Here is an 18,312-nt window from a genome sequence, read left to right on the forward strand (position 1 = left end):
TGCGAACAGGAGGGCAACACTGAGACTACTGATTGGGAATGAGGCCCGGCCTCACTCCGCCGCCTGCGTCCCGCCGAACATATCCGGCTCGCTGCCGTCGTCGGTCTCGTCCGTGTCGTTCGCCTTTGCCTTGCGACGCTGGTCGAAGTTGGCCCACACGGTGTTCCAGTCGCCGCGGGTCGCGCCCTTCGAGTATTCGGTGGCGCGGGTCTCGAAGAAGTTGGCGTGCTCCACACCGTTGAGCAGCGGGGTCAGCCAGGGGAGCGGGTGCTCGTCCGCCATGTAGATCGCCGGCAGGCCGAGCTGGCCCAAGCGCCAGTCGGCGATGTAGCGGATGTACTTCTTGATGTCCTTGGCGCTCATGCCGGGCACCGGGCCCATCTCGAAGGCGAGGTCGATGAAGTTGTCCTCCAGCCGCACCGTCTTCTGGCAACAGTCGATAATGTCTTCCTTCACCGCCTTGGTCAGGCAGCCGCGTTCCTTCACGAAGGTGTGGAACAGCTTGGTGATGCCTTCGCAGTGCAGCGATTCGTCGCGGATCGACCAGGTGACGATCTGGCCCATGCCCTTCATCTTGTTGAAGCGCGGGAAATTCATCAGCATCGCGAAGCTGGCGAAGAGCTGCAGCCCCTCGGTGAAGCCGCCGAACATAGCGAGCGTGCGGGCAATATCCTCGTCGCTGTCGACGCCGAAGGTGTGCATGTAGTCATGCTTCGCCTTCAGTTCCTCGTATTCGAGGAAGGCGCCATATTCGCTCTCGGGCATGCCGATGGTGTCGAGCAGGTGCGAGTAGGCCGCGATGTGCACCGTCTCCATGTTGGAGAAGGCGGTGAGCATCATTTTGATCTCGGTCGGCTTGAAGACGCGCGCGTACTTCTCGTGGTAGCAGTCCTGCACTTCCACGTCGGCCTGCGTGAAGAAACGGAAGATCTGCGTCAGCAGGTTGCGCTCGTGCTCCGAAATCTTCTGCGCCCAGTCGCGGCAATCCTCCCCCAGCGGCACTTCCTCGGGCAGCCAGTGAACCTGCTGCTGGCGCTTCCAGAAGTCGTAGGCCCAGGGGTATTCGAAGGGCTTGTAGGTCTTGCGGGCTTCCAACAGCGACATGAGCGACTACTCCGGTGTGCGATTCGGCTTCGTTTCCCGGCGCTTCCTGCGCGCCGGGCGGGGAAATTTCGACGCGCCCCTCAGGCCGGAGCACGAAATCTCACGATACCTAAATTTAGCCGCAAGAGGAGTGATCTGGCGCAACGATCCACAGTCACGTTTGCATATATCTTGCGGGTCAACGGATATGGGGACGCAAGCGCTTGTAGGCAATATAACAGCCGAACCGCCCGGAACCGGGCAGGCATGCCGCGGGTTTCCCCCATGGAGGCGCAAGCGAATGGAGGACGGACGATGAGTCAGATGCAATCGGGCGAACAGGTCTGGACGACCGTGGTCGGAACGATCCGCAAGGGCATGAAAGTGATCGCGCCGGACGGTTCGTGCCTGGGCACGGTCGCCAGCATCGATCACGACGCCGTGAAGCTGGAAGGCGGCAGCGGCGACGACTTCATTTCGCTTACCCAGATCGACGGCGTCAGCGAGGAAGGCGTGCTGCTTTCCACACGCGGCGACGCGACCTTCGGGCTGGGTGGACAGCCCTAGGCAGGCAGGCATGGTCCGCGCGCTCACCCTGCCTCTTCCCGGAATTGCACTCCGGGAAAGACCGGGCAGAGGCGCGGATGGCGGCGCGATCTCCGGCCGGAAGCCTTACTTCCAGAACCAGCGCGGGGAGAGCTTGCGACCCTTGCGGAAGCTCCACATCTGCACGTAGAGCCAGATCCCCGAGATCGAAAAGAAGACCAGCGCGAGCCCCGAAAGAACCGAGATCACCGTGCCGACCGTTCCGAACGTCTCGCCGGAGTGGAGATGATGGAACAGGCCCACCATCGAGCGGATGCCGGTAGCATCGGCACGCGGCGGCGTGCAACGCCAGCCCTCGGGGCACGCGAAGCCCGGCGGCGGCGTGGCGGCGGCCTGTGCAGCCGGATCGGGAGCGCCGGCAGGCCACAGCACCGCAACCTGGCTAAGCACGCCTGTCACCGCAATCCAGAGCATGAAAACGCCAAAAAATACCGAAATCCATCGGTGCCATTTACGCATGGAAGAATCCTGTTGTGAGGGCCGAGTAATTGCAAGTTATGCAAGCGGATTTGTCCCGCATTCTCAAGCAGCAAATTGTCGCAGTTGGTATGATCGGGATCAACGCGGCGCGGGAACGATTGGCCGCCGGACGGCGTTGAATCGGTATCGCATCGGGCAAGAGGGAAAGGAGGCCTTCTCATGCTGGAAAAGTTCCATATCCGCCACGACATGGAAGTCACCACCGATACCGGCACGCACGTCGGCACGGTCGACGGCATCAGCCGCGATCATCTCAAGCTGACTCGTGCGGACAGTTCGGACGGCACCTATCACTACATCTCGCTGCAAAACGTCGAGAAGGTCGAGGGAAACCGCATCTACCTGAAACAGGGCACGCCAATCCCGATGGGCGCCGGCGCGCCCTGACGCGCTGCGCCAGCCGCATGCCAGCCCCTGACAACGGGCCGGGCCTCACTGTTGCGACGTCCGGGCATTTTGCCTGTGCCTGCATGGCCGGGGATCATCTCCGCGAAGTTATGATACACAGTGGATGACATCTATTTCCTTCCGCACGGGGTGCTGATAGGTCGGGCACCAACAAGGCCGAAGGGAGAAATGGGCGTGAAGGCAGGATACGGAAAGCTCGCGATGGCAACGGCTCTGGCGATAACGGGCCCGTTGGCGCTTTCAGCCTGCGACCGCCCCGCGCAGCCCGTCACCAAGCTGATGACGGCCGATCCCGACGAATGGCCGAGCTGGGGCCGCACCGGCTCCGAAACCCACTATTCCCCGCTCGACCAGATCGATGCGGACAATGTCGCGGGCCTCAGGCTCGCCTGGCATTTCGACCTGGAGCCCGGCTATTCCCCCACCACCCCGCTGATGGCCGAGGGCAAGGTGTTCATCACCAGCGGCCACTCGCACATCCGCGCCTTCGATGCCGAGACCGGCAAGCTGCTGTGGGAATACGACGGCGGCACGCGCGAGCGCGCGACTTCGGCGCTGCAGATGTCGTGGGGCAACAAGGGCATCGCCTACGACAAGGGGCACGTCTTCCTCGCCACCACCGATGGCTACGTCGTCTCGCTTGATGCCGAAACCGGCCAGGAAGCCTGGAAGACCTACGACTATCCCGACGATTCCCCGCGCAATTCGAACGGCGCGCCGCGCGTGTTCGGCGGCAAGGTGATCGTCGGCTTCGGCGGCGCGGACATCAGCCCCGCGCGCGGCTTCGTCACTGCCTATGACGAGGAGACCGGCAAGCAGGCCTGGCGCTTCTACACCACCCCCGGCGATGCCGTGGCCCCGGCCAACAAGAAGGCCGAGGCGGTCATGCGCAAGACATGGCCGAGCGGATGGAAGAACGAGGACGGCACCCGGCGCGGCGGCGGCGGCACCATGTGGAACGCCTTCAGCTACGATCCCGATCTCAACCTGATCTACCTCGGCGTCGGCAACGGCTTTCCCTACAACCGCGACCGGCGCAGCCCCGGCGGAGGCGACAACCTGTTCCTCGCCTCGATCGTCGCGGTCGATGCCGATACCGGCACATACAAGTGGCACTATCAGGTCTGCCCCGGCGAGCAGTGGGACTGCACCGCCACCACCGACATGACCCTCGCCACGCTCAAGATCGACGGCAAGGCACGCAAGGTGCTGATGCAGGCACCGAAGAACGGCTTCTTCTACGTGCTCGACCGCGAGACCGGCGAACTGCTCAACCAGCCGGGCAAGATCGCCAAGGTCACCTGGGCCGATCACATCGACATGAAGACGGGCCGCCCGGTCGAGAACCCCGGCATCCGCTACAACGGCAAGCCCGGCATGTTCGAGATGTGGCCCGGGCCGACGGGCGCGCATTCGTGGATGCCGCAAGCCTACAGCCCTGACACCGGCCTCGTGTACATCCCGGTGCTGGAGAACGGCGCGCTGATCGGCGACGGCATGGACGGCGGCGGCGAGATTGCCCGCGGTATGGGCGTCACGCTGATCCCCGAAGTCGACCTGCCCGGAGGCCACCGCAGCTTCCTCAAGGCCTGGGACCCGGTGACGCAGACCGAGGTCTGGAAGGTCCAGCTGCCCGGTGCCTGGCCCGGCGGCGTGATGGCGACCGCGGGCAACCTCGTCTTCGAAGGGCAGATCGACGGCAAGTTCGTCGCGCGCGATGCGAAGACCGGCAAGGAACTGTGGTCGTTCAAGGCCGTCAGCCCGATCGTCGGCGCGCCGATCACCTATCGCATGAACGGCAGGCAGTACGTCACCGTCATCACCGGCGCGGGCGGTCAGGGCGCGGGGATGCAGACGATCGCCGATGCGCCCTACCGCACCGACTACCGCCTGCCACGCCGCGTGCTGACCTTCTCGCTCGATGGCAAGGACACGCTGCTGCCCTTCCAGTACACCGAGCCCACCCCGCCCGCCGACCCCGGCTACAAGCCCGATCCGGCGCGCAGCCAGGCCGGGTTCATGGCGTTCGCCGGCAATGCCTGCCTCGTCTGCCACGGCTGGAACGCCGTCGGCGGCGGTGCCGCGCCGGACCTGCGCTATTCGCCCGTCATCACCGACGCCGCGACCTTCCATGCAATCGTGAAGGAAGGCGGGCTCAAGATGAACGGCATGCCGCCTTTCCCGCAGATCTCCGACAAGGATCTCGAGAACCTGCGCTTCTACCTGCGCACGCGCGCGCAGCAGGCTCCGGCCGAGAAGAAAGCGCTGATGGACAAGCTCAAGGCCGCCAGGGCAAGCACGGCCAGACCGCAGGACTTCCCCGGCAAGTGGAACATCGTGATCCAGTCGCCAATAGGGCCGCAGAAAGCCGTGCTCGAGCTCAAGGTGGACGGCAATGTCGTCACCGGCACGGCGAAGGCCGAACAGGGTAGCGTCGATCTGGCGGGGGCGTTCAAGGACGGGCGGATCAAGATCAAGGGCAAGGCCTCGATGCCGATGCCGATCACCGTCGCCTACGACCTGACGGTGAAGGACGGCGAACTCGAAGGCGAAAACTCCAACGGCCCGTTCGGCACGTTCCCGGTAACCGGAACGCACTAGGGCGGATCGACATTCAGCCCTGACGGCCTGCAAATGGCGCTTTTCCGCGCTTCCGGTGCTCACGTACTAAAAGTACGCTGCGCTCCGGATCCCGTAAAAACACCATTTTCGGCTCGCCATCTTCTGAATGTCGATCCGTCCTAGCGGACCGCTGCCGCCCTCGCACATGGTTCGCGGGCACATCCACAATATTGCTGTAAGGCATGAAGTCGTGAAATCGGCGCACCTCCGTACGCATGCATTCAACTTCAGCAGAACCCAGCAAATCGAATGCCTGCGTCCACATGATCCCCACAAGACAACTTATTATTTCCGATTTTCTGCCACCCCTTCAAAACCCGGGCAACGTGACCGTCATATCTGCGAACGAGGTATCGATGGACGCGTTGGGAAGAGAGGAGGTCAACCCGGCACCCACGCGTTTCCGCCGGGCATTCCTTCCAATGCGCTAGCCCAGCGATGCGCCGACCAGAGCGCCGGCCCCGTAAGTGACGCCTGCGGCGGCAAGGCCGATGAGCAGCTGGCGCGCCGCGGAGAAGAGCGCGCCGCGTCCTGTAAAGAGGCTCGTGCCCGCACCGATCGTCGCAAGCGCGATGCCGCTCGCGACGATGCTCGCGATGAAGGCGCTTCGTCCGGACAGCAACAGGAAGGGCACGACGGGCACTATCGCACCGGCCGAAAACAGCATGAAGGACCATCCCGCAGCCCCCCAGGCCGATCCGCCCAGATCCTTCGGATCGATACCCAGTTCTTCGCGTGCCAGCGTGTCCAGCGCGCTGTCTTCCTGGCTCAGCAGGCGCTCGGCCAGCGCGCGGGCCTGGGGCTCGTCGATCCCCTTGGCCTGATAGATGAGGACGAGTTCCTCCTTCTCCTCCTCGGGCACTTCGCGCAGCTCTTCCGCCTCGGTCTCGATCTGGCTGCGGTAGAGTTCGCGCGAACTGGTGACCGACAGCCATTCGCCCATGGCCATCGAACAGGCACCCGCGACCAGACCGGCAAGCCCGGTGAGCACCAACGCACGCTGGTCGGTAGCTGCGCCGGCAACGCCCATCACGAGGCTCAGGTTGGACACGAGACCGTCGTTCGCGCCCAGCACGGCGGCACGCAGCGTATTGCCGCCGCCGCGGTGGCGCCCTTCGATCAATGCCAGCGTCGGCCCGGACAGGCCGCCCTTGCCGGCGGCCGCGCGCATCAGCACCGCGTGCGAACGTTCGTCGGCGGGCAGCCCCGCGGCGCGGGCTTCCGGTTGGTCGTCATAGGCCGCACTGTCACGCGCCTCGCCTGCGGCCAGCGCAGGCAGGACGAAAGCTGGCCCGAAACGCCGCGCCAGCGCGCTCAGGATGCGCGCCCGCAGCGAGGGCTGCGGCGCATAGGACGCCCCCTCCTCGGCCAGGCGCTTGCGCCAGAAATCCCCGTGCGCACGCTCGATCGCACCCAGCCGCCGGAAGACTTCGGCCAACTTCGGGTCGGCTTCGTTCGCGGCGAGCGCTTCATAAATCGCCGCGCCATCGACTTCGCCACGCAGATTGGCGCGATAACGAGGCACGGGGTCCGGAGTTGCCATGACCAATCGTCCAACGTCCGGAAACAAAGGTCAACTGCTGTCGGGCAAGTCCCCTGGATCTGATTCCGCGGGCCCCACCCACGCCCTCCTCACCACCTGCTCCATTGATTAAATCAGCGAGCGGCCCGGCTGAAGCAAGGAACGGGTTGGCAAAATTCACAAGAGGTACGTTGACGGCGCTGGCATCGTCGTGGCACTAGGCCGCCGCCTCAGTGGAAAATGCACTGGAAACGGCACGCATGGAACAAGCCAAGTGCTTGAAATGCGGGTGTAGCTCAATGGCAGAGCAGAAGCTTCCCAAGCTTACGACGAGGGTTCGATTCCCTTCACCCGCTCCAATTCCCGCTTGCAGACCCTCGTGTCACCCGGCTGCGTTGATGACAAAGCTCGCCGATCGGCCTATTGGCGCCTCTCTATGGAATCGCTTCGCGCCTTCTTTCTGCGGTATCGCGGACTGGCCGGTGTACTGGTCGTCGCGGCGCTGTTGCTGAAGCTCGCGGTGCCCACGGGTTTCATGGTTGGTGCCGATGCATCGCGCACGATCACCATCACGATCTGTCACGACGCCAGTGGCGACGCCGCTCCCCGGCAGCTCTCGATCCCGATGAACAAGGGCGCCGAAGAAGCGCCGGGCAAGCCGGCCAAGGGCGAGTGCCCCTATGCCGCGCTGGCGATGGCTTCGATGACAGGGGCCGACGTCGCGCTGCTGGCGCTGGCTCTCGCGTTCATCATCGCGCTGGGCTTTGCGCCCGTCCGCTTCGCGCTGCCCCGCCGCGCCGCCTATATCCTGCCGCCCCTGCGCGGCCCGCCGGCACGCATCTGACGAACTGAACCCGTTTGTCGGATCGGCCGGCGCCACGCTTTCCACAGCGTGGGCCGGCCCTGCCGGAGTACTTTCTTCATGTATGAAATCCTGCGCCGTTCGCACGAACGGCCTTGGGCACCGCCGGACGCCGTGCCGGACGCCCTCGGCGCGCAAGGCCAGGCCACCTCGCTGGTCCTGCGCATGCGCGAAAACCGTTCGCAGATCTCGCGCGACGGCCGCGCCGCCATCACCGCCCTTGCCGTCCTGTTCATGGGCACCACGCTGGTCTTCGCCTTCAAGGGCCTGTGGCTGGTCCCGCTGTTCTCGATCGCGGCCATGGCCACGCTCACGTTCGCGCTGGACCGTCACGCGCGCGGTCAGGCGATGATCGAGACGCTGGAGTTCTCGGAGCTACTGGTGCGGCATCGCGACCGGGCCGGCCGCATGGTCGAGCTGCCCACGTTCTGGCTGCGCCTCAATGCCGAACAGCGCACGCCGAGCGACCTGCGGCTGTTCCTGCGTTCGGGCAAACGCCAGATCGAGTTCGGCCGATGCCTCAGCCTCGATGAAAAACGCGCGGTCGTGCCGATCGTCGAGGCCGCGATCGCCCGACTTCCGGGGAGGTAAGCCATGGGCCTTGCCACCCTTTCCCCCGGACAAGCCGACGCCCTGCGCCGCTTCCGCCGCAACACCTGGAAGGCGATCGCCCTTTGCGCGGCGCTGCGCCTTGCCGATGCCATGCTCGGCCTCGGTCTTCTCGCCACCACGACCACGCAGGCCGGGTCCGTACCCGCCCCTGTCATCGCACCGGAGTGCCAGCCATGAAACGTACCGTTCTTTCCATCAGCCTTCTTGCCGGCCTCGGCACGGCACCTCTTGCCGCCGCCGGCAAGCCCGCACCCACCGTATCCGTCACCAACGCCTGGGCGCGCGAAACCGCACCGAGCCAGGTGAACGGTGGCGGCTTCGCGACCATCGCCAACACGGGAACGGTCGACGACCGCCTCGTTTCCGCCGCCTCGCCTGTCGCCAGTGAAGTCCAGCTTCACACCATGAGCATGGACGGCGGCGTGATGCGCATGCGGCAGCTGACCGACGGCATCGCGGTTCCAGCCGGGCAGACGGTCATGCTCAAGCCGGGTTCGCTGCATGTCATGTTCATCGGTCTCAAGCACCCGCTGAAGCGTGGCGAGAACGTGCCGGTGACCCTGCGCTTCGCCAGAGCCGGTACGGTGAAGGTGAACTTCGCCGTGCAACCGGTGGGCGCGATGGGGCCGGGAGGCAGGCATGGCGGACACTGACCTCGACCTGGAACCGGCGGACGACGCACCGCCGGGCACGGGCTCGCTGCGCTGGATGATCTGGCTGCTGGCCGGAATCGTCGTCATCCTTGTCGCCCTCACCTGGGCAGGCAGCCGCAATGACGCGGGCCCGGGCGACGAACCCGCGTTCGGCGGCGACTTCACGCTCGTGGCGCCGGACGGTTCGGCAGTCACCCGCGCCGACATCGCGGACAAGCCGTTCGCCATCTACTTCGGCTTCACCCGCTGCCCCGACGTATGCCCGACGACGCTCGCCAGCCTCGCGCGCATGCGAAAGGCACTGGGGACGGACGGAGACAGGTTCCGGATCGTGTTCGTCTCGGTCGATCCCGGGCACGACAAGCCTGCGGCCATCGGGGAATACGTGTCGCTGTTCGAAACGCCGATACTCGGCCTGACCGGCAGCACGGCGCAACTCGAACAGATCGAACAGGGCTTCGGCGTATACGTGAAGCAAGTCCCGCAGCCTGGCGGGGACTATACCATCGACCACACGGCGGCGGTCTTCCTGATCGATGCCAAAGGGAAACTGGCCGGGACCATCAGCCATGGCGAACCGGAAAAGACCGGCATCGAGAAGCTCCGGCTGATGCTCGACTGACGGCCGGTTTTCCTGGCGACAGGCCGGGCCGCGCGGTGCGTGCGCCCGGCCGTCACTCGAACATCCGCTGCAGCGACGGCGAGACGATCTCGCGCCGGTCCGCGCCGGTCCCGAGCAGCATGCGGGCGGCTATGCCGTGCGCACGGGCGAAATCGCAGGCTTGCGGGCCAAGGACCATCAACGCCGTCGCCAGGGCGTCGGCGCGCATGGCGCTCCGCTCGACGACGCTGACGCTTTCCATGCCGCTCGTGCTCGGCGCGCCCGAGGCCGGGTCGATGGTATGACCGAGACGCTGGCCGTCGATCAGGTGGAAACGCCTCGAATGGCCACTCGTCGCGATGGCCCATCCCGACAGCGCGACGCGCAGGGACAGGCTGTCTGCACCTTCCTCGCCGGGCTCGACATCGACCCACCAGGGCTGCCCATCCGGCTTGAGCCCCGCACCGCGCAACTCGCCGCCGATCTCGACCAGAAACGAGGCCACCGGATAAGCCGCCAGCGTTTCGGCAAGCCGGTCCACCCCATAACCCTTGGCAATGGCGCTGAAGTCGAGCCGGAGCCCGCCCGGTTGCCGCAGGCGCGCGCGGAAGCGGTCGAAATCCACCGCCTGCCACCCCGTCGCCCCGCGAATGGCATCGCAGGCAGCCGCATCGGGCAGGCCGGCCACCGCGCGGCTGCCGAAGCCCCAGGCCTCGCTCGCCGCGCCGACCGTGGGGTCGAAGGCGCCGTCGGTGAGCGCAGCGACATCGAGCGCCTCGGCAAGGACCCGCGCGAAGTCGCCCGGCAGAGCATGCCAGCTCCCTGTGACGGCGCGATTGTAGCGGCTGAGCAGCGAGTCCGGCTCCCACTGGCTCATCTGGCCGACGATAGTGCCCAGCACGTCCTCGCAGGCCGCCTTCAGCGGGGAGAGATCCTCGTCCGGATCGGCCACCAGCCGCACGGACCATGTCGTCCCCATGGTCTGCCCGCCGAACGTCGCTGTCCCGCCGCCGGCGGGCCTGACGATATCCGTTTCGGCCAGCGGCGGAATGGCGATACGCATCAGGAGATCAGGGCGCGAGGACTTCCAGCGTCGCCACGTAGCCGAGACCGCGCTCGGTCGCACCGGGTACGCTGGTATGGTTGTCCTCGATTTCAGCCTCCAGCCAGTACATGCCCGGCTCGGGCCAGGCGAGATGGACTTCACCCGCAGCATCGGTGGTTCCGCTCAGCTGCACGGGCGTATCGCGGTATCGCGACCCGCCAAGGACGGCAGTCACCTTGATCCCGGCCGCCGGCTTGCCGTCGACGAGAAAGCGGAACACGCCGTCTTCATCGGAAACGAGATCGTTGGGGTGGGTCACAGGGACCATTTCCAGCCCCGTGCCCTGCGGTTCGAACACCGTTTGCGTCGGCGCGCCGAGCGTCACGAAGAATTCGTTGCGCGATTGCATCTCGCGAATCCGGACATCGGTCGCGCCCGCGGGAATCAACGTGTCGAGCCTGGAGGCATCGGCCCCGCGCGGCAGGCGCTTTTCCTCTCCATTGAGCTTGTAGCGCCCGAAGGCGCCGGTGCGTGCAGTGCCGATCTTCCACGTGCCCTGCTGGGTCAGGTGGACATCGAAAGTCGACCGGTAGCGACCGGTGGCCGCATTCTCGATCGCGCCATCGCTGCCATCGGGCCGTTCCACCGCGATGCCCTCGGGGCTCAGCGCATGGTGGTTGGGATAGAACAGGTCGTTGGAAATCGCGCCGTCCACGGTGATCCAGGCATCATCGCCCGAAAGGACCGTCTCGGACGGCAGGAGCCACGCCCGGTGGGCATCGGCCGCACCCGGCAGTGCCAGAGCGAGAGGCAAAGCGAGGGAAATGGCGGAAATCGCGCTGCGCAATTTCATCGGATCAGTCCTTTCAGGGCGTAACGGTGGAAACAATGGTGCCAAGCTCGCTCTTGCCGCTGGCACGTGCCTTTGCGACCTTCGCGCCGCCAAGCGTGACGGGAAGCTTCACGACCTCGCGGCCGCCGACTTCGCGGGCCGCTTCAACACAGAGCTGGTACTGGCCGGCGGGCAGGCCGCGCAGGGCCGAGGCAGGGATCGAGAGCGTCTGGGGCCCCGGCGCGCGGGTGGCGCCCGAAACGCCATCGATCGAGGCGCTGCGCCCGGCCTTGCGCCACCACGTGCGCATGTCGCTGAGCCACTTGCGCCCCTCGCCGCCGCGCTTGTCCTTGTCGTACCAGACCGACAGCGTCCGCGCCGTGCCGCCGGGACCTTCAAGCCAGACCGCGACATAGGGCCGGTGGTATTCGGCGACCGCCAGGCGCGGAATGGTGATGTCGATAGTGATGGTATCGGCCAGAGCCGGGCTGGCCGCTGTTGCGGCCACGGTAGCCGATCCGGTCAGGACGAAAAGCGAAGTCGTGCGCATGGCAATCCTCAATGAAAGGCCGACAGGCCTCAGTGAACGAAGAACAGGGCAAGCAGGAGCGGCACCAGCAGCCCTAGGCCGGTGAGCGGCCAGGTAGACGGACGGTTCTTCCCGTGCAGCCAGAGCAGCACGAACCCGGTTCCGATGAACACCAGCGAGGCAAACACGAACACGTCGATGAACAGGCGCCAGACCGCGCCGGTATCGCGGCCTTTGTGCAGGTCGTTGAAGTAGGCGATCCATCCGCGGTCGGTGGCTTCCCATTCAACGACGCCGCTCGTGCGATCGATGGCGATCCACGTGTCGCCGCCCGGTCGTGGCATGGCAAGATAGATCTCGTCCGCACCCAGCTCTGCGGGGGCATCCGTGACGGCGAGGTCGGTCCGACCCGAAAGGGCCTTCCGCAGGGCGGACGGCAGCGGGCGGGTGCCGGTTTCCGGCAACGAAGCGACCAGGGCCAGGGCTTCGGCATCAAGCTCGGCCGCCCCCTCGACGACGCTGGGGTTCGCGCCGATATCGGCCGCATGGTTGAGCGTGAAGCCGGTCAGGACGAACAGCAGCAGGCCGACCAGCGCCACTGCCGAGCTGATCCAGTGCCAGGTGTGCAGATGGCGGAGCCAGAAGCCGCGCGTCAGTTTCCGGCGCGGCCGGGCCCCGGGCTGCGGCGCGGCGACGGCGGACGATCTTTGCGAACGGGCAGGGTCGTGCATCAATCAGCTCAGTGAAAAGCCCACGGGCACGATCACCCATGCGGAAACGGGTTTGCCGGCCTGCATGGCGGGCACGAAGCGCCACTTGCGCACGGTCTTGAGGGCAGCGTGATCGAGGCGTTCGAAGCCGCTGGACTCGCGGATCTCGATCGTTCCCGCTTGCCCTTCCGCAGTGACGAGCACCTTGAGCAGGACCGTTCCTTCCTCACGGTTGCGGCGCGACATGTAGGGATAAGTGGGCCCCGGATTGTTGAGCTGGGCGGCCGAGAAGTCGGGCGGCGTCACCGGCGCGGGCGGCGCAGGCGGAGACGCAGGTGCCGGCGGGGCATCGACCCTGACCGGGCTGGTGGCGGGAACGACCGGCGCCGCGGCAATCCGGACGGGCGATTTCGAAGGCAGTTCGATCAGCGGCTGAACGGCCGCGACGTCCGGCACGATCTGCGCCGGCTCGGGCTGCACGTCCGGTTGCGGCGGCGTGTCCGGGCTGGGCGGCGGAGACGCCACGTTGAAGACGGTCAGGTGCTTGCGCTCCACGGGCTGCGCGGCGACGACGCCAAGGCCCAGCAGACCGGCAATGGCGACAAGGTGGATCCCGCCGACGATCAGGAACGAGCGCAGGCTGAACCCGCCCGTGCGATAGCCCCCCCGCCCGGAAGACACGAAGACATCCTCTTCCCCGGCGCAAGGCGCCACCGGCACCGGCTCGTCGCCGACCGGCAAACGCGAGACCGGAGCGCCACGAGGGCGCTCCGGCTGCCGGGTCACTCCGGTCCTGCGCGCGGCGGCGACAGGATCAAGGGTCGTGGACATGGTCATGTTCATGGTTTCCTCGACTTTCGATTTCCGGAGTGCGGGAGCGGCATGGTCAGGCCAGCGGATCAGTAGCTGGCGCTGAGGGTTATGAGGGCCTGGCGACCGGGCCCGGGCACGGCGAAGTGCGGGTTGCGCAACTTCACGATATACCGCTTGTCGGTCAGGTTGCGGATGTTGAGCCGGACCGAGAAGTTCTCGTTGAACCGGAACCCGGCATTGGCATCGAAGCGCCAGTAACCCTCGGAGGACACGAGGTTCGCCGTATCGGCATAGCGCTTGGAGGCGTGATAGGCGCCGCCGCCGACCGTGAAGCGATCGGTCACGTCGACATTCGCGGTAAGCGCGACATTGTGCTTGGGCGTGTTCGGCAGGGCATTGCCGATACCGGTCTGGATGTCCTCGCCAGTCTCGTCGAAGATGCCGCTCGCGCGGATCTCGCTGTCGATATAGGTGTAGCCCGCGAGCAGCGTGACCGGCCCGGCACGACCGCTGGCACCCAGTTCGAAGCCCCTGATACGGGCCTTGTTGGCCACCGGCTCAAGCGTTCCGGTGCCATCGTCCTGCTGGATGTTGCTGCGATCGATCTGGAACGCGGCCGCCGTCAGGCTGAGAGCGCCATCGAACAGGTCGGCCTTGCCGCCCACTTCCCAGTTCTCGATGCGAGAGGGCTTGTAGGCCTCGTTGCTGGCGTTGGCGCCGTTGGACCCTTCGCCCACGTCCGAGCCCGGCGGCGTCGCCGAGTCCGCATAGGAGAAGTAGAGGCTCGAATTCTCGGTCGGCTTGAAGACAACGCCGCCCTGCCAGGTCACGAAGTCGCTCGTCTTGTCGACATTGTAGGCCACGCCGCGGCTCGTGCCGTTGGACCGGACATTGAAGCTGGTCCAGCGCACGCCGCCGTTGAGCAGCAGCTGCGGCATGAGCTCGATGGTATCGAATGCGTAGAAGCTGTAATCCTCGACGCTGGTGCGGTTGGGCGTCGTGCCGTGCGTGATCGCACCGACCCACGGATCAGACGGGTTCGGGTTGTCGAGCGTGGTGCAGTTGTAGTCGGCCAGCATCGCGGCATCGCAGGTCCGGCCCGCGGTCTCGACGCTGTAGCTATAGGCATCGGTATCGGCCGCCGAAAGCTCGAAGCCCATGGCTACGCTGTGCTTGATGCCGCCGGTATCGAATTTGCCCGCGAGGTTCAGGTTGTTGACGAGGCCATCGTTGCGGGAGTCGCGGCTCTTGGTGTTGCGCCAGACATAGCCTTCGGCGACGTTGCCGGCGCTATCGTCGGGATTGGTGACGATGTAGTTGTTGCGCGAGTGCGACCAGCGCGCCGTGTCCGAAAGGATCCAGCCGCCGCCGAAGTCGTGCTGGAACTGGAACGTGACCGAATCCACCTTGGTCTTCTGGAAGTCGCGCACGGTCAGACCGTAGAAATTGTCGTAATCGACATCGGCCGGGCGACGGCTGCCTTCGGGCAGGACGTCGTCGAGCTGGTTGCGCGACGTGAGCGGCAGGCCGTAGTCCGGCATGTCGTCGGTCTCGTAGTGGTAGTACGACAGGGTTGCCGTCGTGTCGGTGCCCAGGCCCCAGGTGACCGAAGGCGAGAAGCCCCAGCGCTTCTGGAACACGCTGTCGCGGCCGGCAACGTCGGCGTCCTGCCACATGCCGGTGATGCGCACCGCCAGCTTGTCGGCAAGCTTGGCATTGGCATCCACGGTGACGCGCTTGAAATCCGAGGTGCCGCCGGTCACGTCGAGGTTCGCGAAGGTACCGTCCTGCGGCATCTTGCTGACGATGTTGATCGAACCGCCCGCCGCGCCGCGTCCGCCGAACGCGCTGTTGGGGCCCTTGAAGACCTCGATGCGCTCGACCGCGAACGTCTCGCGGGTCTGCGAGCCGACATCGCGGGCACCATCGACATAGGTATCCGAGGTGGCATCGACACCGCGAATGACGGGGATGTCGGCGCTGGCCGTGCCGCCCTCGCCGGCGCCGAGGGTGATCCCGGGAACCGTGCGCAGGGCGTCCGCGAAGTCGAACGACGCGGTATCCCGCAGGACCTGATCGGTGATGACGTTGACCGTGCGCGGCGTATCCACCAGCGGCGCGGTGGCCTTGGGCGACTGCACTTGCGGCACGCTGTACTCATCGGTGACCGCGGTGTCGGTGACGCTGACGCCCTGGAGGCGCGTCGGCTCGCTATCCGGTTCCCGGGCATGTGCCTGCGCATGAGCGGTGGCAATGAAGCCCACGCAGCCCAATGCGACAAATCCTGCAGCAACTTGCCCGCGACCGGTTGAAAGACGTTTCATAATTCTCCCCTGAAACTGGACGAGAATCGCTATTGCGACTTAGTCGCATTTAGTCAACCACTAATGCGAATGGATCTCAAGAAAGGCGTGCTGCCCTGTCAGGTGTCGGCCCAGAGGCGCAGCAGGTTGTGGTAGAGGTTGGTCAGGTCCCGCACGACCGCATCTTCGCCACCGCGCTCGGCGGTCAGCGTCTGGACCGAGCAATCCAGCCGGTAGAGCTGTTCGCGCTGGACGTGATCCCGCACCATGCTTTGCAACCAGAAAAAACTGGCGACGCGCTCGCCACGCGTCACCGGCGTCACGTGGTGGAGGCTGGAGGCCGGATAGAGCACCATGTCGCCGGCGGCCAGCTTCACCCGCTGCTCGCCATAGAGATCCTCGATGACGAGCTCTCCGCCCTCGTAGCTATCCGGATCGGCCAGGAACAGCGTGCAGGACAGGTCGCTGCGGATACGAAACTCCGTCCCCTTGAGCTGGCGAACGGCATTGTCGACGTGGCTCCCGAATTCCTCTCCGCCCGAATAGCGATTGAACAGCGGGGGAAACACCTTCAGCGGCAAGGCCGCCGCCACGAAGTGCGGCGCCCGGCCGAGCGCGGCGGCGATCAGGTTGCCCGCTTCGCGTTCGGCCTCGCTGCCATGGCGAAGCTGGCGGTTGTTCTTGGCCAGCATGGACTGGTGGCCGGACGTCTCGTTTCCGTCGACCCAGTCTCCCGCGTCGATCACGGCCCGACATGCGCGGACCTCTTCGGGCGAAAGGACGGCGGCAAGTTTGAGAAGCACGAACGGACCTCCTGGACACGGCGAAAGGACAGACCGGAACTCGCATTTCGAGCGTTCGCCGCACGCCGCTCCCAGCAACAAACCTCGGCCCGCGACGCGGGTAGTGCGAATACTATTGCGAGTCAATTGCAGTAAATTTACGAGGTGGGATCATCTCCTTGCTGCGTCTATCCTTGCCCCAGGGCGACGCATGCCTGCGGACGCTCGCCAGCGGCAAGTCCGCGCGGTATCGGTAGCCGGGAAGGAGATTCGTCCCCATGGATGAATGCGATGACCAGGCCGAAACCATCACCTTCCTCTCACGGGCCGCGACATATGGCCTTGCCGGTCCGGTCGAACGCATCGACACCCACGCCGCCATCGTGTTTCTGGCAGGCGAGCATGCCTTCAAGCTCAAACGCGCGGTGCGCTATCCCTATCTCGACTTCTCGACTGCGGAGAAACGCAGGGCCGTATGCGAAGCCGAACTTGCCCTCAACCGCCGCACCGCGCCCGAGATCTATCGCGATGTCCGGCCCGTCGGCCGGCTCGACGACGGACGTCTCGCGCTCGGTGCCGGTACGCCTGTCGACTGGCTGGTGGTCATGCGCCGCTTCGCAAGCGAATGCCTGCTCGACACCATGGCGCGCAAGGGCCCGCTGCCGCCGTCCCTGATCCGCGACCTTGCGGACGAGATCGCCGCATTTCACGACAAGGCCGAAACGGTGCCCGGCCCCGGCGCCGAACGCGTGCGCAGGGTGATCGAAGGCAACCGCGCCAGCATGGTCGCACTCGCGCAAGGCCTGCTGCCCGCCAACGACTGCGACCTTCTCCACGATCGCAGCATCGCCGCTCTCGAGGCGCTGTCGCCCCTGCTCGACCGGCGGGCGGACAGCGGCCACGTGAAGCACTGCCACGGCGACCTGCATCTCGCCAACATCTGCCTGTGGCACGGCCGGCCGACGCTGTTCGACTGCCTCGAATTCGACCCTGAACTGGCGACCACCGACGTGCTCTACGATCTGGCGTTCCTGCTGATGGACCTCTGGCAGCGGGACCTGCATGCCGAGGCTTCGCTGACGTTCAACCGCTATTGCGACATGCGCGATGAACGCGACGGGCTGGCCGCCATGCCGCTGTTCCTATCGATGCGCGCGGCCGTGCGGGCCCATGTCAGCGCCAGTGCGGCGGAACGGCAGGCGAATGCCGCGCAGCGCGCCGACAAGCGGCGGGCGGCTTGTGACTACCTGGCCACCGCGCTGGCCATGCTTGACCGGCCCGGCCCGCGCCTGATCGCCATCGGCGGCCTGAGCGGCACCGGAAAGTCGACGCTGGCCGGGCACCTGGCACCGCGCATCGGCGCCGCACCGGGCGCCCGCTGGCTGCGCAGCGATGTGCTGCGCAAGCGGCTGGCCGGTGTCAGGCCCGAAGACCGGCTATCCGCCGATGCCTATACCAAGGAGCGCGGGCACGAAGTCTATCGCAAGCTTACGCAGGACGCCCGAGGCGCACTCGCGGCGGGAATGAACGTGATCGTCGACGCCGTCTTCGCCGATCCTGCCGAGCGGGCCGCCATTGCCGACGTCGCGGCAAGCTGCGGCGTGCCTTTCACCGGCTTGTGGCTGGAGGCACCGCCCGAAGTAATGCGCACGCGCGTCGACACGCGGAAGGCAGACGCCTCGGATGCTGATTCCGCCGTTGTCGACCGGCAGCTCGACTATGCGCTGGGCGACCTCGGCGCATGGCGGCGGACAAACGCGGCAGGAACGCCGGATGAAGTCCTTGCCGAGGCCCTTCGTCATATCGACGAAACACTAGGGTGATGACACCATGAACGGGAACATCCCCA

Annotated in this window: 19 protein-coding genes and 1 tRNA gene; 10 read left to right on the forward strand and 10 right to left on the reverse strand. The window is 65.9% G+C overall.

Annotated elements, in window-relative coordinates; all coding sequences use genetic code 11:
* Nucleotides 1-51: 51 nt before the first annotated feature.
* Nucleotides 52-1,104 carry a ribonucleotide-diphosphate reductase subunit beta gene (locus NZK81_RS02570; protein ID WP_260043564.1) on the reverse strand — a complete coding sequence of 351 codons (1,053 nt, stop codon included), beginning with the start codon at nucleotides 1,102-1,104 and terminating at the stop codon, nucleotides 52-54.
* 294 nt (nucleotides 1,105-1,398) lie between these two features.
* Here NZK81_RS02570 and NZK81_RS02575 point away from each other — a divergent pair, with 294 nt between their 5' ends.
* On the forward strand, nucleotides 1,399-1,650 hold the full coding sequence (locus NZK81_RS02575) for a DUF2171 domain-containing protein (protein WP_260043565.1): 252 nt from the start codon (nucleotides 1,399-1,401) through the stop codon (nucleotides 1,648-1,650).
* Nucleotides 1,651-1,755: 105 nt separating this feature from the next.
* Here the strand turns inward: NZK81_RS02575 and NZK81_RS02580 are convergent, their stop codons facing one another.
* Complete coding sequence (locus tag NZK81_RS02580) at nucleotides 1,756-2,178, reverse strand: PepSY domain-containing protein (protein WP_260043932.1); 423 nt, start codon at nucleotides 2,176-2,178, stop codon at nucleotides 1,756-1,758.
* Between the two features lie 150 nt (nucleotides 2,179-2,328).
* Here NZK81_RS02580 and NZK81_RS02585 point away from each other — a divergent pair, with 150 nt between their 5' ends.
* On the forward strand, nucleotides 2,329-2,556 hold the full coding sequence (locus NZK81_RS02585; protein ID WP_260043566.1) for a DUF2171 domain-containing protein: 228 nt from the start codon (nucleotides 2,329-2,331) through the stop codon (nucleotides 2,554-2,556).
* Between the two features lie 195 nt (nucleotides 2,557-2,751).
* Complete coding sequence (locus NZK81_RS02590; RefSeq protein ID WP_260043568.1) at nucleotides 2,752-5,178, forward strand: PQQ-dependent dehydrogenase, methanol/ethanol family; 2,427 nt, start codon at nucleotides 2,752-2,754, stop codon at nucleotides 5,176-5,178.
* 448 nt (nucleotides 5,179-5,626) lie between these two features.
* Here NZK81_RS02590 and NZK81_RS02595 read toward each other — a convergent pair whose 3' ends face one another.
* A complete protein-coding gene (locus tag NZK81_RS02595) occupies nucleotides 5,627-6,742 on the reverse strand; it encodes a VIT1/CCC1 transporter family protein (protein WP_260043569.1) in 1,116 nt (371 codons plus the stop codon).
* Between the two features lie 264 nt (nucleotides 6,743-7,006).
* Between NZK81_RS02595 and NZK81_RS02600 the strand changes: the two genes are divergently transcribed.
* The 6 genes from NZK81_RS02600 to NZK81_RS02625 all read left to right on the forward strand — a co-directional run bounded on the left by NZK81_RS02600 (nucleotide 7,007) and on the right by NZK81_RS02625 (nucleotide 9,470).
* Nucleotides 7,007-7,080, forward strand: a tRNA-Gly gene (locus NZK81_RS02600).
* Between the two features lie 77 nt (nucleotides 7,081-7,157).
* A complete protein-coding gene (locus tag NZK81_RS02605) occupies nucleotides 7,158-7,565 on the forward strand; it encodes a DUF2946 family protein (RefSeq protein ID WP_260043570.1) in 408 nt (135 codons plus the stop codon).
* Nucleotides 7,566-7,643: 78 nt separating this feature from the next.
* Nucleotides 7,644-8,174, forward strand: coding sequence for a DUF2244 domain-containing protein (locus tag NZK81_RS02610; RefSeq protein ID WP_260043571.1), 531 nt, complete (start codon nucleotides 7,644-7,646; stop codon nucleotides 8,172-8,174).
* Nucleotides 8,175-8,177: 3 nt separating this feature from the next.
* Nucleotides 8,178-8,372: a hypothetical protein gene (locus tag NZK81_RS02615; RefSeq protein ID WP_260043572.1), complete on the forward strand. Its 195-nt coding sequence runs from the start codon at nucleotides 8,178-8,180 to the stop codon at nucleotides 8,370-8,372.
* The gene (locus tag NZK81_RS02620) at nucleotides 8,369-8,848 is read left to right on the forward strand and encodes a copper chaperone PCu(A)C (protein WP_260043573.1); all 480 of its coding nucleotides are present in this window, start codon (nucleotides 8,369-8,371) and stop codon (nucleotides 8,846-8,848) included. The genes NZK81_RS02615 and NZK81_RS02620 overlap by 4 nt, the downstream gene beginning before the upstream one ends.
* Nucleotides 8,835-9,470 (forward strand): SCO family protein, encoded by a 636-nt coding sequence (locus NZK81_RS02625; protein WP_260043574.1) that lies wholly within the window; start codon nucleotides 8,835-8,837, stop codon nucleotides 9,468-9,470. Before NZK81_RS02620 ends, NZK81_RS02625 begins: the two co-directional genes overlap by 14 nt.
* Nucleotides 9,471-9,522: 52 nt before the next feature.
* Here the strand turns inward: NZK81_RS02625 and NZK81_RS02630 are convergent, their stop codons facing one another.
* From NZK81_RS02630 to NZK81_RS02660, 7 genes are all read right to left on the reverse strand, one after another.
* Nucleotides 9,523-10,512, reverse strand: coding sequence for an FAD:protein FMN transferase (locus NZK81_RS02630; RefSeq protein WP_260043575.1), 990 nt, complete (start codon nucleotides 10,510-10,512; stop codon nucleotides 9,523-9,525).
* 7 nt (nucleotides 10,513-10,519) lie between these two features.
* Nucleotides 10,520-11,347 carry a DUF4198 domain-containing protein gene (locus tag NZK81_RS02635; RefSeq protein WP_260043577.1) on the reverse strand — a complete coding sequence of 276 codons (828 nt, stop codon included), beginning with the start codon at nucleotides 11,345-11,347 and terminating at the stop codon, nucleotides 10,520-10,522.
* Between the two features lie 13 nt (nucleotides 11,348-11,360).
* Nucleotides 11,361-11,876, reverse strand: coding sequence for a DUF2271 domain-containing protein (locus NZK81_RS02640; protein ID WP_260043578.1), 516 nt, complete (start codon nucleotides 11,874-11,876; stop codon nucleotides 11,361-11,363).
* Nucleotides 11,877-11,905: 29 nt separating this feature from the next.
* Nucleotides 11,906-12,586, reverse strand: a complete 681-nt coding sequence (locus tag NZK81_RS02645; RefSeq protein WP_260043579.1) for a PepSY-associated TM helix domain-containing protein — start codon at nucleotides 12,584-12,586, stop codon at nucleotides 11,906-11,908.
* A 3-nt stretch (nucleotides 12,587-12,589) separates the two neighbouring features.
* Complete coding sequence (locus NZK81_RS02650) at nucleotides 12,590-13,402, reverse strand: energy transducer TonB (RefSeq protein WP_260043580.1); 813 nt, start codon at nucleotides 13,400-13,402, stop codon at nucleotides 12,590-12,592.
* A 62-nt stretch (nucleotides 13,403-13,464) separates the two neighbouring features.
* Nucleotides 13,465-15,702 carry a TonB-dependent receptor gene (locus NZK81_RS02655; protein ID WP_260043581.1) on the reverse strand — a complete coding sequence of 746 codons (2,238 nt, stop codon included), beginning with the start codon at nucleotides 15,700-15,702 and terminating at the stop codon, nucleotides 13,465-13,467.
* Between the two features lie 98 nt (nucleotides 15,703-15,800).
* Nucleotides 15,801-16,484, reverse strand: coding sequence for a Fe2+-dependent dioxygenase (locus NZK81_RS02660; RefSeq protein WP_419181633.1), 684 nt, complete (start codon nucleotides 16,482-16,484; stop codon nucleotides 15,801-15,803).
* Nucleotides 16,485-16,741: 257 nt separating this feature from the next.
* Here NZK81_RS02660 and NZK81_RS02665 point away from each other — a divergent pair, with 257 nt between their 5' ends.
* Entirely contained in the window at nucleotides 16,742-18,286 is a 1,545-nt protein-coding gene (locus NZK81_RS02665; RefSeq protein WP_260043582.1) for a bifunctional aminoglycoside phosphotransferase/ATP-binding protein, read from the forward strand.
* The last annotated feature ends 26 nt before the right edge of the window (nucleotides 18,287-18,312 follow it).

This window comes from Novosphingobium mangrovisedimenti (assembly GCF_025153475.1).
Lineage (GTDB): Bacteria > Pseudomonadota > Alphaproteobacteria > Sphingomonadales > Sphingomonadaceae > Novosphingobium > Novosphingobium mangrovi_A.

Coding starts and splice junctions, on each gene's coding strand:
- NZK81_RS02570 (WP_260043564.1), bottom strand. CDS start 1,104: ATGTCGCTGTTGGAAGCCCGCAAGACCTACAAGCCCTTCGAATACCCC.
- NZK81_RS02575 (WP_260043565.1), top strand. CDS start 1,399: ATGAGTCAGATGCAATCGGGCGAACAGGTCTGGACGACCGTGGTCGGA.
- NZK81_RS02585 (WP_260043566.1), top strand. CDS start 2,329: ATGCTGGAAAAGTTCCATATCCGCCACGACATGGAAGTCACCACCGAT.
- NZK81_RS02595 (WP_260043569.1), bottom strand. CDS start 6,742: ATGGCAACTCCGGACCCCGTGCCTCGTTATCGCGCCAATCTGCGTGGC.
- NZK81_RS02605 (WP_260043570.1), top strand. CDS start 7,158: ATGGAATCGCTTCGCGCCTTCTTTCTGCGGTATCGCGGACTGGCCGGT.
- NZK81_RS02610 (WP_260043571.1), top strand. CDS start 7,644: ATGTATGAAATCCTGCGCCGTTCGCACGAACGGCCTTGGGCACCGCCG.
- NZK81_RS02615 (WP_260043572.1), top strand. CDS start 8,178: ATGGGCCTTGCCACCCTTTCCCCCGGACAAGCCGACGCCCTGCGCCGC.
- NZK81_RS02620 (WP_260043573.1), top strand. CDS start 8,369: ATGAAACGTACCGTTCTTTCCATCAGCCTTCTTGCCGGCCTCGGCACG.
- NZK81_RS02625 (WP_260043574.1), top strand. CDS start 8,835: ATGGCGGACACTGACCTCGACCTGGAACCGGCGGACGACGCACCGCCG.
- NZK81_RS02630 (WP_260043575.1), bottom strand. CDS start 10,512: ATGCGTATCGCCATTCCGCCGCTGGCCGAAACGGATATCGTCAGGCCC.
- NZK81_RS02635 (WP_260043577.1), bottom strand. CDS start 11,347: ATGAAATTGCGCAGCGCGATTTCCGCCATTTCCCTCGCTTTGCCTCTC.
- NZK81_RS02640 (WP_260043578.1), bottom strand. CDS start 11,876: ATGCGCACGACTTCGCTTTTCGTCCTGACCGGATCGGCTACCGTGGCC.
- NZK81_RS02645 (WP_260043579.1), bottom strand. CDS start 12,586: ATGCACGACCCTGCCCGTTCGCAAAGATCGTCCGCCGTCGCCGCGCCG.
- NZK81_RS02650 (WP_260043580.1), bottom strand. CDS start 13,402: ATGACCATGTCCACGACCCTTGATCCTGTCGCCGCCGCGCGCAGGACC.
- NZK81_RS02655 (WP_260043581.1), bottom strand. CDS start 15,702: ATGAAACGTCTTTCAACCGGTCGCGGGCAAGTTGCTGCAGGATTTGTC.
- NZK81_RS02665 (WP_260043582.1), top strand. CDS start 16,742: ATGGATGAATGCGATGACCAGGCCGAAACCATCACCTTCCTCTCACGG.